Raw genomic sequence first — 12,823 nt, 5'->3', positions numbered from 1 at the left:
GCCCACCACACCTTAATATTTTTAATTAATATTTAATTTCCGTAGGATGGCTGGGGGGGATGCCTTCAATCGTGATCAACCCCTCCAAAACGGCCTTAACCACCGGAACTGCCACCGTTGACCCGTAAGCATCATCCCCTTTGGGATCATCCACAACCGTAAGTACAACATAGCGGGGGGCATTTAAGGGAAAAACGCCGATGAAGCTGGTGATCCGCTGGTTCGTATAAGTCCCATTGATTGCTTTTTGGGCCGTGCCCGTCTTTCCGCCAATCCGGTAGCCTGGAATCTTCACCCCTTTCCCCGTGCCACTGTTCACCACTTCCCCCAGCATGGCCAAAACTGCTTGGGCCGTACTGGGCGCAAACACTTGTCGAGGGGGGGGGATATTCGGCTTTTGCAGCAGTTGGCGATCCTGGCGGTAAATCCCAGAAATCACATGGGGCGTGACTAAGTTTCCGCCGTTGGCAATGGCTGCGGTAAGTTGGGCCAGTTTAAGAGGGGTGAGGGAAAATCCTTGGCCAAAGGCAGTGGTGGCGGGTTCAATGGGGTAGCTGACAAACTGTTCCCGAGGCTTAAGCTGGCCTGGGGTTTCAAAGGGTAAATCACTCCCCATCTTGGCTTCCAGGCCCAGACGTTGCAAATAATCATAGTAATCACGGGCCCGAATTCGGTTCATCATGTGTACCATGGCGACATTACTGGAGTAGCTGAGGATTTGGCTAATCGCTAAAGCCCCCCGGCCACCATTGGTCGTAAAGTCATTGTTTTGAATTGGCCACCCGCCCACCTGAATTCGCCCTTCATCGGGGAGTACAGTTGTGGGGGTAATCGCCTTAAGCTGTAAAGCGATCGCAACATTAATCGGCTTGAAGGTCGAACCCGGCTCATAGAGGTCTGCTACCGCCCAGTTGCGGAAAAACGCTGGATTGGCCTGGTAATACTGGGTGGGATTAAAGGCCGGTTCCGTGGCTAACGCTAACAAGCTCCCATCCTGGACGGACATGACAATCACGGTTCCCCGCTGGGCATTAAACTTCCGCATTTGTTGGCGCAGGGCATTACGGGCCACCCGTTGCAACCGTGAGTCTATGGTTAAACCTAAATGCTGCTCTTGGTTTAGGGTTTGGGGATCGCTGGGGGCTAAATCAGGGAGCCATAGGCCTGAACCGTCCATCGAAAGCAGACGTTGGCTGGGAGGCGGTTGCAAGAGCTTATTTTGACTAAATTCAATTCCCGCTTGTCCCTGATGTTCCCGATCCACATAGCCAATCACGCCAGAAAGTAGCTCCTGCTGGGGATAATGTCGCTCCCAAGTCAGATTCAATTCCAGGCCATCTAAACCTAGATCCCGAATTTGGCTGGCTACGGTTTCTGAAAGTTCATAGGCAACCGGAATACCACTGTCATCGGATTGAAGGGTTTTGGTTAAGGCCTCCGGTGGAACGTTCAGAATTGGGGCCAGGCCATCCACAACTTCTGGTAGGGGAACTTTGAACAAAAATGGGTGAGCAAAGAGAGTAAAGGTCTGCTGATCCATCGCCACAATATTGCCGTTGCGGTCTTGAATTGGCAAACGGGCATGGGTTGGGGGCGATTGGGTTCGTTGGCGTTTCCAGGCCACATTACGCAAGTTATCCCCTTCCAAGACCTGTAAATAAACTAAGCGGGCTATTACCCCCAGACCAGCCAAAAATAGGGCCATGACCACTAGGGTTAACCGCCAACGGGAAGGGGTAGGAGTTGAGGGCAAGAAATTAGCCATAGGTTCAATCCTAAGCCCTGGGACGATGACTGAGGCCAAGCATTGGGTTAATAGCTCACCGTCCGCTGAGAAGGTTCTGAGGCTGGGAGAGTCGCTTGGATTGGGGTTGGGACATCGGCCTGGGTTGGGCGGGGGATAAATAAAACTTGTTTGGGAGACTGGGGCACAAATCCGGCCGGTTGACGTTCAATCCGTTCCGCAACTTGGTAGCGTTGGGCCTGGTGGGCAATTTGGAGTTGGCGTTCTTGTTGCTCAAGCTCAGTCAGATTTTTGTAGGCTTGCCCCCATTGATGTTGATGAAAAGCAGCCAGGCCATAGATGGGTAACAAACTTGCCAAAACTAAGACCGCAGCCCCCCCTGTCCCCCACTGCAGAACCAACAAGGACTTTAACCACAATGGCCAGGCCGGGCTGGGAAAGAGCCGAATTTCAGTCAGGTGTTGCTGCCGCTGGCTAGGTCTTGGGCTGGAAAGGGATCCTAACTGGGATTGGCCAGATCGTGAAGGCAGTTGGGGGGGGGGAGCAAGGGCAGCAGACATAGATTCGACAAACTCCTCAATAAGCTCCAGTCAAGGACTAGAGGTTAAAACCAAATTCTAGAGTGTCATCCAGACTACCCCAGAGCAACAGACATCTTTAGCAACAACGGCTACCAAGTTTTTCTGGTTAACTCATGTTTAGGCTACGGATGGATCACACTCCCTAGGCTTAGAGATCGGAGGTAAGAGGGGTCAAGGTTGCCAAAGCCAGCCTCAAAAACCCAGGTTCTCTCTTCCCCGCCCCTAAACATATTGGCGAAAGCTAAATAATTAGGCTAAATGCCAAGATAACCAGTAAATTAGTTGCGATGCTACTCTTCATGCACAAAAGATGCAACCTTTCTGGCTGGGACTTTTTTCTTAATCGCCAAGACCTCGGAAACAGCGAAAGAGTCCCACTGCAAACTATAGCCTCACCCATTTAGGACTCTTATTGGGGCAAGTCAGGAAATACTTGATGGATAGTCTTTTTAAGATTTGTACTCTCTCAGAACAGTCTGCGTAACGCTATAGTCAAGGATGCTAAAACTTGCCCAGTGAACTTCTGGAGATGCCCATATTTATTTATTGGCGACCACAACATCAGCCAGCCAGCCCTGTTTAACCCGTGTAGCTCCAGCCCCCCATGGGTAACCGTTAATATCCATGCCGATCCATCCCTAGAATGGCCCACTCCCATCAGTCCAATCCATCCCAAGGCTTAGTTCTGGGAATCAGAGGCGAACTGATTTTACGGATGGCTAAACGTCTAGAACTCGACCCAGAGTTTACTAGTCCAGAAAGCCCATGAGTTGGGGAGAGTCATCAATGATATTGGAGGCAATCGGCCGGACACCCGCAGAAGTGTAGGTTTCTGAAATGTGGAGATCACTGGTGGTAATTGGGCGCATTCCCCACCAATTCATTACTTCCAGAATTTGGAAATCATCCACCGCAATTGGACGGATCCCCATAATGTTGATGGACTCAGCCACCCGTAAATTACTGGAGCCTATCGGCCGTAAGCCTGAGGAGTTAATCGTATCGACCACTTGCAGCTCACTACTAAAAATTGGGCGTGTCCCAGAAGACTGCATCGTATCTACCACTTGAAGGGGGCTGCTTTGAATTGGACGTAACCCCGCCACATTGACTGTTTGCCACACCGCAAAATCAGCAGATTCGGGCGCCGCGGCTAATGTCCCAGATTCGGTTGTGGTCAGAGAAACAAGTTGTCCAGAGGCTTCCGGCTTGGTGGTCGTTGCCCGACTGGTACGAGTTGTTTTCCGCACTGGGGTTTCGTCTTGGGGGATATCTTGGGGTGTTTCTGGGGTACTCATGGGGTTGCTCTTCAGAGGGATGCAGATCAGTGACTTTTAATAAGGTCATTATAAGGGTTGTGGTTCCCTCTCCCAGGCCCATTGATCCCACCCAGAATCAGGTCAGCCATGAGAATTTGTTATCAAGGGTATGGAAAAGTCTATAGAGCTTTTTCTGGGATAGTGCTTAGAAAACCCTGCGGTTAGTCACATCTCTTAACGCTTAAGTAACATTCTTTGAAGTTTGCGCTTGGGAATAAAGACAGGTTATGGCGCTGGGGTACACTAAGTTTCGGTTACTGGGCTTTGTCAGAGGTGGCCTCGATCGCAAGTCTGGCCTGGCGCAATCCCAACCGTTGATAATAAACTACCGATCTTGATCGTTTAGGAGCAGTTGCATCCATGGCTCATACCGTGAAGATTTATGACACCTGCATTGGCTGTACCCAATGTGTACGGGCCTGTCCCACCGATGTTTTGGAAATGGTTCCGTGGGATGGTTGCAAAGCAGGCCAAATTGCCTCTTCCCCTCGGACAGAAGACTGTGTTGGCTGCAAACGTTGTGAAACCGCTTGTCCGACTGATTTCTTAAGTATCCGGGTTTACTTAGGCGCAGAAACCACTCGCAGCATGGGCCTGGCCTACTAGTATTTTATTGCCAATATAAAAATGTGGGGTAGAGGGTCAGCCAATGTTGTTTCTCTACCTTTTTGGTGTGTTGATCTTCAATCTTCGGAGCTGTTCACCTCATCCTTAGCGAGTAAATTGTGCTGACGGGTGAGGAAATAGGCACTGATGGTTTTAGCATCGGCAATTTCCCCAGCATAAATGGCATCTTCCAAGGCCTCTGGGGACATCAACACCACTTCAATGTCTTCATCTTCATCCTGAGGTGGCGGTGTGGTTAGCTTTTCTAGCTTTTGGGCCAAAAATGCATAAATAATTTCATCAGAATATCCAGGGGCCACATAAAACTGTCCCAGGGTTTCCCAGGCCAAGGCTCTGTACCCGGTTTCTTCCTCTAGCTCGCGTTTAATGGTCACATCCGCAGGTTCATTGGGTTCAAGGGTTCCCGCTGGAAATTCCAAAAGCCGGCCTTGGGCTGCAAAGCGATACTGCCGGACAAGGACAAACTCTCCTGTATTCGTCACCGGAACGGCCACTGCTCCCCCTGGATGGGCAATATAACCCAGGTCTGCCACAACCCCATTGGGTAAACGATAGCGATTCACGGCAAAGGAAAACTTACGCGAGCGGCAGAAAAACTGGGGTTGGATGATTTCAGCGGGTTCGGGGGTGGGTCGGGTCATAAACGGCTCATGTCACCAGCAAAGGGGCATTGATTTCCCAAGCTTTTTTAGGAAATAAGCCCACTATAGGGGAAAGAGAGTCTTGCAAAGGATTAAGAACGTGTTAAGAAACTCTACAATAGCTTCTAGATATTAGAGATTAAACCGTAGATTCTAAGTTAGGGGTGTAGCTGATGGTTACAGATTGAAATGAGCTAATCTGTTTAGAGTCTTTTGTCCCAGACCAAAAACATCCCGCCAGTCGCCAAAGCTTAATTCCTTTGGTTTCTGCAAATGTGGTGTGGATCACAGCATGGCCAATTTCTGTGGGGGATACTCATAGTGGTTTGTTAGGGAAATACGCTGAGATTTATGATTCATCACTTTGGTAGTTGTTCCCATGTCCCTAGATACTTCCCTTGATTCAACTGCGGCCCTGATTAAAGCCTTTCAAGAAAATGGTTGCCCAAAGACACGCAATTCCCTCGTTCAACTCAACATGGGCCTGGTACGGAAAGAAGCTCACCGTTGGGTTCATTATTCCCAAGAAACCTTTGAAGACCTTGTCCAAGTTGGCACACTCGGCTTAATTCGGGCTGTGGAACGATTTGACCCCAATCATGGCTCTGCTTTTAGCACCTTTGCTATGGTTTATATCCGAGGTGAAATCCAACATTACCTACGGGATAAAAGCACCCATATTCGCGTCCCCCGCCGCTGGCAAACCCTCTATCGTCAAGGCAGTCGGCTGACTTCGGAATTACGGCAATACCTCGATCGGCAACCCACTAATCAAGAAATTGCCACGGGCCTCCAGATTGGTGTTGAAGAGTGGGAACAAATTAAGTTTGCCTATGTGAACTGCTTACCCTTGAGCTTGGATGCCCCTGTTAGTGAGGCAACGGAAGATAGTACCTCCTTGGGGGAAACCTTACCAGACCAGCATTACCGGAGTTTTCAACTGGCTCAAGAAGACCAAATCCGTCTCCAGCAATGTTTACAAAAGTTAGAAGCCCGTACCTGCGAGATTTTAGAATTTGTTTTTCTCCATGACCTCAGCCAAAAGGAAACCGCCGAATTATTGGGGATCAGTGCGGTCACGGTGTCGCGGCAAGTGAAAAAGGGCCTGGAGCATTTACGGCGGTTGATGGTTCATGAGAATGAGGCGGGTAATTAACGGGTGCGAATTATTTTCTTCGGAACACCAGATTTTGCTGTACCGACTTTAGCGGCCCTTTTGACTTCAAAACATCAGGTGCTTGGGGTCGTGACACAACCGGATAAACGGCGGGGGCGGGGCAGTGATTTAATCCCTTCACCAATTAAACAGTTGGCCTTAGACGCAAACCTCCCAATTTGGCAGCCCACCCGCATTAAGCAAGATAAAGAGGTGATTGAGGCAATCCAGGCCTGTGGGGCTGAGGTCTTTGTCGTGGTGGCCTATGGCCAGATTTTATCCCAGGAGATCCTCGATATTCCCAAATTAGGCTGTATCAACAACCATGCCTCCTTATTACCGCGCTATCGAGGAGCCGCCCCCATTCAATGGGCCTTGTATCACGGGGAACCGGAAACGGGGATTACGACTATGCTGATGGATGCTGGGATGGATACGGGGGCGATGCTGTTAACGGTTAAAGCACCGATCACCTTGGGGGATAATGCGGCAACGTTGGGGGAACGCCTGGCCGGCCTGGGGGCAGACTTACTTTTAGAAACCCTAGCCCAAGTCCCCAGTCTGACTCCGATTCCCCAGGATCCAACCCAGGCCACCTATGCCCCTCTGATTAAAAAGCCCGATTATGAACTGGCCTGGAACCGATCTGCCTTAGACCTTCACAATCAAGTGCGTGGCTTTTATCCTAACTGTCAAACCCAACTATTGAACCAGGCCATTAAAATTACTCGAACCCTACCCCTCATACCGGATGTGATGGCAGAGTTACCGGAGCAACTCCAGGCCTGGGTGAATCAATCTAAATCTGATCCGCAAGCCGTAGGAAATACAGGGGCGATTCTCAAGGGCCTGGGGCCGGTGGTTCAAACCGGGCAGGGACAATTACTGATCCAAGAGGTTCAACCCGCCGGAAAAAAACGCCAATCGGGGTGGGATTTTGCCAACGGACTCCGGTTAACAGTCGGCCAGGCCTGGGGCTGATGATGGCTGAAGATTTTTGGAGGTGAATTTCAACTTGCCCTGGTCACAGTCCACGACAATTTGCTCCCCAGGCCCGTAGGTTTCCGCCAAGATTTCCACGGCAATGGAGTTTTCCACTTCCCGCTGAATGGCACGTTTCAGGGGCCTGGCTCCATAGACTGGATCAAATCCCGCATCCACCAGGTGATCTAAGGCAGCATCGGTAAAACTGAGAGTAATTTTTTGTTCAGCTAGGAGTTTATGCACTCGTTTCAGTTGAATTTGGATGATTTGCCGTAATTCTTGGCGGTTGAGGGCATGGAACAAAATTAAATCATCTACCCGATTGAGAAACTCGGGCCGGAAATGTTTTTGCAGCACCCCCATCACCCGCCCCCGCATTTCCTCATAGCGAGTATCATCTCCGCCAATATCCAAAATGTGATCGCTGCCAATGTTGCTGGTCATGACAATCACAGTGTTGCAGAAATCAATCGTCCGCCCTTGGGAATCCGTAATTCGCCCGTCATCCAACACTTGCAACAGGACATTAAACACTTCGGGATGGGCTTTTTCCACCTCATCAAACAACACCACGGAATAGGGCCGCCGCCGGACAGCCTCAGTTAACTGCCCACCAGAGTCAAACCCGACATAGCCTGGGGGCGCACCAATCATCCGGGAAACGGCGTGTTTTTCCATGTACTCGGACATATCCAACCGCACCAAGGCCCCATCATCGTCAAAGAGACAATCAGCTAAGGCGCGGGCGAGTTCCGTTTTCCCCACCCCGGTTGGGCCCATGAATAGGAACGAACCAATCGGTCGGCCAGGATCCTTCATACCTGCACGGGCCCGGCGAATTGCTGCTGCCACTGCCGCCACGGCTTCTTCTTGTCCAATCACCCGCTGATGGAGAACCGACTCTAAATGGAGGAGTTTTTGACGTTCTGTTTCCAAGAGCTTTTGGAGGGGGATGCCTGTCCACTTGGCCACAATCGCAGCAATATCTGCATCAGTGACTTGATCTCGCAAAAAAGTACTGCTCTCGGCCTGGATGGCCTCTAACTTGGCTTCGACTTCCGCTAAGTCTCGTTGTACTTCAGCCAGTTTCCCATGTTGAAGTTGGGCCACCCTATTTAAGTCATATTTGCGCTCGGCCTGTTCAATTTGGAGCTTAATCTGATCCTGTTCTTCTTTAAGGGTATTGAGTCGCTCCAGTAATTGCTTTTCCCCCTGCCATTGGGCTTCCATCGCTTCTTTTTTCGGGGTGAGTTCAGCAATTTCCGCCGTAATTTTTTGCAGCCGTTCCCGTTCTGGGGCATAGGTTCCGGTGCGACTGCGAGGTTCTTCCTGCTCCAGAGAAAGCTTTTCGATTTCTAACTGCATCAGTCGCCGTTCAATGGTTTCCAACTCCCCCGGTTTGGAAGTAATTTCCATCTTTAACTTGGCAGCGGCTTCATCGACTAAATCAATGGCTTTATCTGGCAAAAATCGATCCGCAATATATCGATCCGACAGCGTAGCAGCAGCAACTAAAGCTGAGTCGGTAATTTGGACATTGTGGTGAATTTCATAACGCTGCTTAATACCGCGCAAAATGGAAATCGTATTTTCAACCGTAGGCTGCCCAATATAAACCTGTTGAAATCGCCGCTCGAGGGCTGGATCTTTTTCAATGGATTTGCGGTATTCATCCAGAGTCGAGGCCCCAATACAGCGCAACTCTCCGCGGGCTAGCATTGGTTTGAGTAAATTCCCGGCATCCATGTTGGAGTTTTGATTGGCCCCGGCCCCGACAACGGTATGAAGTTCATCAATAAAGAGGACAATTTGCCCATCAGAATGGGTAACTTCATGGAGCACTGCTTTCAGGCGATCTTCAAAATCCCCGCGAAACTTGGCCCCAGCCACCAAACTGCCCATATCGAGGGAAATTAACTGCCGATTTTTCAACGATTCTGGAACATCGCCGTTAATGATTCGTTGGGCCAGGCCCTCCGCAATGGCAGTTTTTCCCACCCCTGGCTCGCCAATCAAAACCGGATTATTTTTCATCCGCCGTGAAAGAACCTGGATCACCCGCCGAATTTCTTCATCCCGGCCAATGACTGGATCTAATTTGCCTTGGCGGGCCTGTTCCGTTAAATCGCGCCCATATTTACTCAGGGCTTCGTAGCGGTTTTCTGGGTTTTGATCGGAAACTTTTTGATTCCCGCGCACGGAGGTAATGGCCTGTTCCAGTTGATCCCGCTCAATCTTGGCCATCCGAAATAAGCTTTTGCCAATCCGCCGGTCTTCACTCAGGCCCAGGAGAATGTGCTCCACGGAGATAAAAGCATCATCCCGCGCATCCCGTTCCCGCTCTGCCAAATCCAAGAGGGCATCTAAGTGGCGGCCTAAGTAGAGTTCAGTGCCATTGGGGACGCGGGGTTGTTGTTTGGCAAAATCCACCAATCGCTGCAAAATAGCGGTTTCATCGGCCCCCGCTTTGGTCAAAATTGTATTGGCTAACCCAGCCTGTTCGACTAAGGCAATGGCCAGATGTTCAACTTCTAAATATTGATTGCGAAATTGCTTGGCGACATCCTGAGATTTGACAATGGCTTCCCAGGCCTTATCGGTAAATTTGGCTGGGTCAGTGGGTTGCATGGGAATGAGTCAAGGTCAAAAAGGTAAATAGGTGGCAAAATTATCTTGCAGGGATGATCCTAACGCAATTGCGTCCCCCCAGGCCGAGACAGGGCAATGAAGACCGACATCTTGGGAACAGGGAACAAATTTTCCAATCCTTCATCTATCGGGTTGGAGTGGTAGCCATTGAGAACCGCTGGTTATCCTAAAAACTGCTGCATGGAGAAGGTCAGTGAAGCAACTTTACGCGGTTGGGTGTTCCATCGCTTGCTTGTTCCTCTGGGGATTGAGCAGTTGTGCCTCGGAAAGTTCCCCACCCCCCCAGACCAGGAGCCAACCAACCGCGAATGTCTTGCTGAGTCCTGCAGATGTACCCGTGGTTACTGATGTGGAACGGGTGACGGTGGTGGAAGGCTTGGAACATCCCTGGGGCCTGGCCTGGTTACCCAATGGTGATGTTTTAATTACCGAGCGTCCAGGGCGTTTACGGTTGGTCAAACAGGGTCAATTAGTCCCTCAGCCAGTGGCCGGCCTGCCGGAAATTTTTGCCCAAGGTCAGGGGGGCCTGTTAGATGTGGCGGTGCATCCGGAATTTGCCCAGAATCGCTTGATCTACCTCACCTATGCCAGTGGTCAAAGGGAAGGGAATCAAACTCAAGTCTTACGGGCTGTTTTAGATGGTGACAAACTTGAAAATATCCAAGTGATTTTCCAGGCCAAACCAGCTAAACCCGGCACACAACATTTTGGCTCCCGCTTACTCTGGCTAACCGATGGAACCTTACTCGTCGCGATTGGAGATGGGGGAAATCCGCCTCTGAGCTTAAATGGAGAATTAATTCGGAACCAGGCCCAAAAGCTGAACAGTAGCCTCGGCAAAATCCATCGGATTCAGGATGATGGTGCGATCCTCCCCGATAACCCCTTTCGGAGTGACCCCCAGGCCCAACCCAGCTTGTGGAGTATTGGCCATCGCAATATCCAGGGGTTAGCCAAGGATCCGCTTACGGGGGCAATTTGGTCAACAGAACATGGCTCACGGGGTGGGGATGAACTGAACCTGATTCAACCTGGGAAAAATTATGGTTGGCCACTTGTGACCTGGAGTGAAGAATATACGGGCGGCGAAATTTCACCTTTACGGACAAAGCTTGGCCTGGTAGATCCAAAACTAGTCTGGACTCCGGCGATTGCGCCTTCTGGATTAGCTATTTATCGGGGTAGGAAGATTCCGGCCTGGGAGGGGCTGATTTTTGCTGGGGGCCTGGTTTCCCAAGATGTCCGCAAAATTGAGGTGGATCAACAGGGTCAGGTGATTGCTCAAGGCAGAATTTCGATCGGGGCCAGGGTGCGTGATGTCCGCCAAGGGCCAGATCAATTCCTCTATGTTTTGACGGATGAATCTCGGACAGGGCGGTTAATTCGGCTCCAACCACGTCAACCCTAAAATCAATCCGTCTGGCCCCTGGCACCCTGGCATAATAAGGTTGATTTCATAACGAATTTCTAAATTAAAGGTAGATGGCTATGTCTAGAGTGAGAGCTTGGATGATGGTGATGATTGGCCTGGTCGCAGCCCTCTTAGTCAGTTGTAGCGGCCCGACAACCACCGTGAAAATCCCCACCACCTACAGCAATACTCAGCTTGATCTGATCAGCAATTATTTAACTACGATTGAAGACAATTCGGTACGCCTGGGACAGCTTGAGGCAGGTATTACGGCTGGGGATTGGCAAACGGTGCGGACGGTGATGCGTGGCCCCCTGGGACAGATGATCTTGGATATGCGGAACCTGAATCGGAATTTGCTCACCAAAGATCAAAAGCCAGCCATTGAGACCACGCGAGGGATCGTGACGCATCTCCTAGCTCTAGACCAAGCTGCTATTGATGAGGATATTCCTGCTGCCCAAAAAGCCTTCAAAGCAGTCAAACAGGACTATGAAGACTATCTCAAGTTGGTTCCCCAGGTCTAAGGAGTGGTGCGTGTTGCGATTATTGGGGCGGGAATTGTTGGCTCGGCCATTGCCTATGAGTTAAGTCGGGTGCGGGGCCTGGAGGTAATTGTTCTCGAAAAAAATCCGGCGCATGAATGGGGGGCTACGGGCGCGGCTTTGGGGGTGTTACTAGGGGGATTGAGTCAAAAACGTTCTGGAAAACATCTGCAACTGCGCCAGGCCAGCCTCAAACGCTGGGATAGTCTCGTCTCAGAACTAGAAGCGATCACTGGACAACCCCTGCCCTACAATCGTCACGGAATTCTCGAGCTTTGTTTTGATCCCCAGGCCTGGACTAAGTGGCAAGGGATTCAACCGGATCGCCAAGCCCAAGGATTTCCCCTCGTGTTGTGGTCGGTGGCAGAAGTCCAAGCCCGTTATCCAGAGGTGGCAATAGAGGGCCTGGTAAGAGGAGTTTTTTCGGCTCAGGATCGGCAAATAGCCCCAATTCCGGTCACTCAAGAGCTCCGTCAGGCTGCTCAACAACAAGGCGCACAGTTCTATTTCCAGGCCCAACTAGATCCCCTTGTTGCAACATCTGGTCGGGTTATGCAATTGAGTTGGCAAAACCAGGTCGATCAACAGAGTCAAGAGATTGATGTATTGGTCATTGCGGCAGGCCTGGGTTCAACTTCCTTAACAGCGGCACTCTCGGAAAAGATCCAGTTACAACCTGTCCTTGGCCAGGCCATTCATTATCGTTGTATAACTCCGATCACCCAAAATTGGCCGGTGATCCAAGGTCAGGACATTCACTTAGTACCGGTTTTGAGTAGTTTTCAGGCCAGCCCGGAGTTTTGGGTCGGGGCAACAGTCGAGTTCCCTGCGGATACCTTAGCTCCCGAACAGCTCGATCCGACTCGACTATTACACTTGCAAGCCCAGGCCCTAGAGATGTTTCCCTTTTTAGCTCAGGCAGAAGTGATTACCACTTGGTCAGGAATGCGGCCGCGACCCGTCAATCGTCCCGCCCCAATTATTGAACCTCTAGCTAACTATGAAAATGTTTATCTAGCAACAGGTCATTACCGCAATGGAATTTTATTAGCACCCATTACCGCTCAACTTATTGCTACTGAAATAACCCAAATTCTTCAACCGTAAGGATGATTCTCAAGGGAAATGACTATACCCTAGAGTCCATGATGGCTTGATACTGCTAT

Annotated in this window: 11 protein-coding genes; 6 read left to right on the top strand and 5 right to left on the bottom strand. The window is 50.5% G+C overall.

Going from position 1 to position 12,823, the window contains the following annotated elements:
- Positions 1 to 25: 25 nt before the first annotated feature.
- The 3 genes from SYN6312_RS14755 to SYN6312_RS18460 form a co-directional block, all read right to left on the bottom strand.
- The gene (locus tag SYN6312_RS14755) at positions 26 to 1,765 is read right to left on the bottom strand and encodes a penicillin-binding protein 2 (RefSeq protein ID WP_015125699.1); all 1,740 of its coding nucleotides are present in this window, start codon (positions 1,763 to 1,765) and stop codon (positions 26 to 28) included.
- A 47-nt stretch (positions 1,766 to 1,812) separates the two neighbouring features.
- The gene (locus tag SYN6312_RS18465) at positions 1,813 to 2,304 is read right to left on the bottom strand and encodes a hypothetical protein (protein ID WP_015125698.1); all 492 of its coding nucleotides are present in this window, start codon (positions 2,302 to 2,304) and stop codon (positions 1,813 to 1,815) included.
- A 770-nt stretch (positions 2,305 to 3,074) separates the two neighbouring features.
- The gene (locus tag SYN6312_RS18460; RefSeq protein ID WP_015125697.1) at positions 3,075 to 3,623 is read right to left on the bottom strand and encodes a hypothetical protein; all 549 of its coding nucleotides are present in this window, start codon (positions 3,621 to 3,623) and stop codon (positions 3,075 to 3,077) included.
- Positions 3,624 to 4,004: 381 nt separating this feature from the next.
- Between SYN6312_RS18460 and psaC the strand changes: the two genes are divergently transcribed.
- The gene (gene psaC, locus SYN6312_RS14740) at positions 4,005 to 4,250 is read left to right on the top strand and encodes a photosystem I iron-sulfur center protein PsaC (RefSeq protein ID WP_011056855.1); all 246 of its coding nucleotides are present in this window, start codon (positions 4,005 to 4,007) and stop codon (positions 4,248 to 4,250) included.
- A 77-nt stretch (positions 4,251 to 4,327) separates the two neighbouring features.
- On the opposite strand, the gene SYN6312_RS14735 is transcribed toward psaC, so the two are convergent.
- Positions 4,328 to 4,912: an NUDIX hydrolase gene (locus SYN6312_RS14735; RefSeq protein WP_015125696.1), complete on the bottom strand. Its 585-nt coding sequence runs from the start codon at positions 4,910 to 4,912 to the stop codon at positions 4,328 to 4,330.
- 379 nt (positions 4,913 to 5,291) lie between these two features.
- Between SYN6312_RS14735 and SYN6312_RS14730 the strand changes: the two genes are divergently transcribed.
- Together SYN6312_RS14730 and fmt are read left to right on the top strand one after the other, a co-directional pair.
- Positions 5,292 to 6,068, top strand: a complete 777-nt coding sequence (locus SYN6312_RS14730; protein WP_015125695.1) for an RNA polymerase sigma factor SigF — start codon at positions 5,292 to 5,294, stop codon at positions 6,066 to 6,068.
- Positions 6,069 to 6,071: 3 nt separating this feature from the next.
- The gene (fmt, locus tag SYN6312_RS14725; RefSeq protein ID WP_015125694.1) at positions 6,072 to 7,049 is read left to right on the top strand and encodes a methionyl-tRNA formyltransferase; all 978 of its coding nucleotides are present in this window, start codon (positions 6,072 to 6,074) and stop codon (positions 7,047 to 7,049) included.
- Here the strand turns inward: fmt and clpB are convergent.
- Positions 7,023 to 9,680: an ATP-dependent chaperone ClpB gene (gene clpB / locus SYN6312_RS14720; protein ID WP_015125693.1), complete on the bottom strand. Its 2,658-nt coding sequence runs from the start codon at positions 9,678 to 9,680 to the stop codon at positions 7,023 to 7,025. The two genes, fmt and clpB, sit on opposite strands and share 27 nt — an antisense overlap.
- 214 nt (positions 9,681 to 9,894) lie before the next feature.
- Here clpB and SYN6312_RS14715 point away from each other — a divergent pair, with 214 nt between their 5' ends.
- The 3 genes from SYN6312_RS14715 to SYN6312_RS14705 all read left to right on the top strand — a co-directional run bounded on the left by SYN6312_RS14715 (position 9,895) and on the right by SYN6312_RS14705 (position 12,764).
- Positions 9,895 to 11,109: a PQQ-dependent sugar dehydrogenase gene (locus SYN6312_RS14715; RefSeq protein WP_015125692.1), complete on the top strand. Its 1,215-nt coding sequence runs from the start codon at positions 9,895 to 9,897 to the stop codon at positions 11,107 to 11,109.
- An 80-nt stretch (positions 11,110 to 11,189) separates the two neighbouring features.
- Positions 11,190 to 11,639 carry a photosystem II protein PsbQ gene (gene psbQ / locus SYN6312_RS14710; RefSeq protein WP_015125691.1) on the top strand — a complete coding sequence of 150 codons (450 nt, stop codon included), beginning with the start codon at positions 11,190 to 11,192 and terminating at the stop codon, positions 11,637 to 11,639.
- Positions 11,640 to 11,642: 3 nt separating this feature from the next.
- Entirely contained in the window at positions 11,643 to 12,764 is a 1,122-nt protein-coding gene (locus SYN6312_RS14705) for an FAD-binding oxidoreductase (protein ID WP_015125690.1), read from the top strand.
- The last annotated feature ends 59 nt before the right edge of the window (positions 12,765 to 12,823 follow it).

The organism is Synechococcus sp. PCC 6312, assembly GCF_000316685.1.
Lineage (GTDB): Bacteria > Cyanobacteriota > Cyanobacteriia > Thermosynechococcales > Thermosynechococcaceae > Pseudocalidococcus.
The sequence above is the reverse complement of the archived record's forward strand: the minus strand, read 5'-3'. Positions and strand labels throughout refer to the sequence as shown.

Bases quoted from the DNA above. Each gene is read 5' to 3' on its own strand.
- SYN6312_RS14755 (WP_015125699.1), bottom strand. From the start codon at position 1,765: ATGGCTAATTTCTTGCCCTCAACTCCTACCCCTTCCCGTTGGCGGTTA.
- SYN6312_RS18465 (WP_015125698.1), bottom strand. From the start codon at position 2,304: ATGTCTGCTGCCCTTGCTCCCCCCCCCCAACTGCCTTCACGATCTGGC.
- SYN6312_RS18460 (WP_015125697.1), bottom strand. From the start codon at position 3,623: ATGAGTACCCCAGAAACACCCCAAGATATCCCCCAAGACGAAACCCCA.
- psaC (WP_011056855.1), top strand. From the start codon at position 4,005: ATGGCTCATACCGTGAAGATTTATGACACCTGCATTGGCTGTACCCAA.
- SYN6312_RS14735 (WP_015125696.1), bottom strand. From the start codon at position 4,912: ATGACCCGACCCACCCCCGAACCCGCTGAAATCATCCAACCCCAGTTT.
- SYN6312_RS14730 (WP_015125695.1), top strand. From the start codon at position 5,292: ATGTCCCTAGATACTTCCCTTGATTCAACTGCGGCCCTGATTAAAGCC.
- clpB (WP_015125693.1), bottom strand. From the start codon at position 9,680: ATGCAACCCACTGACCCAGCCAAATTTACCGATAAGGCCTGGGAAGCC.
- psbQ (WP_015125691.1), top strand. From the start codon at position 11,190: ATGTCTAGAGTGAGAGCTTGGATGATGGTGATGATTGGCCTGGTCGCA.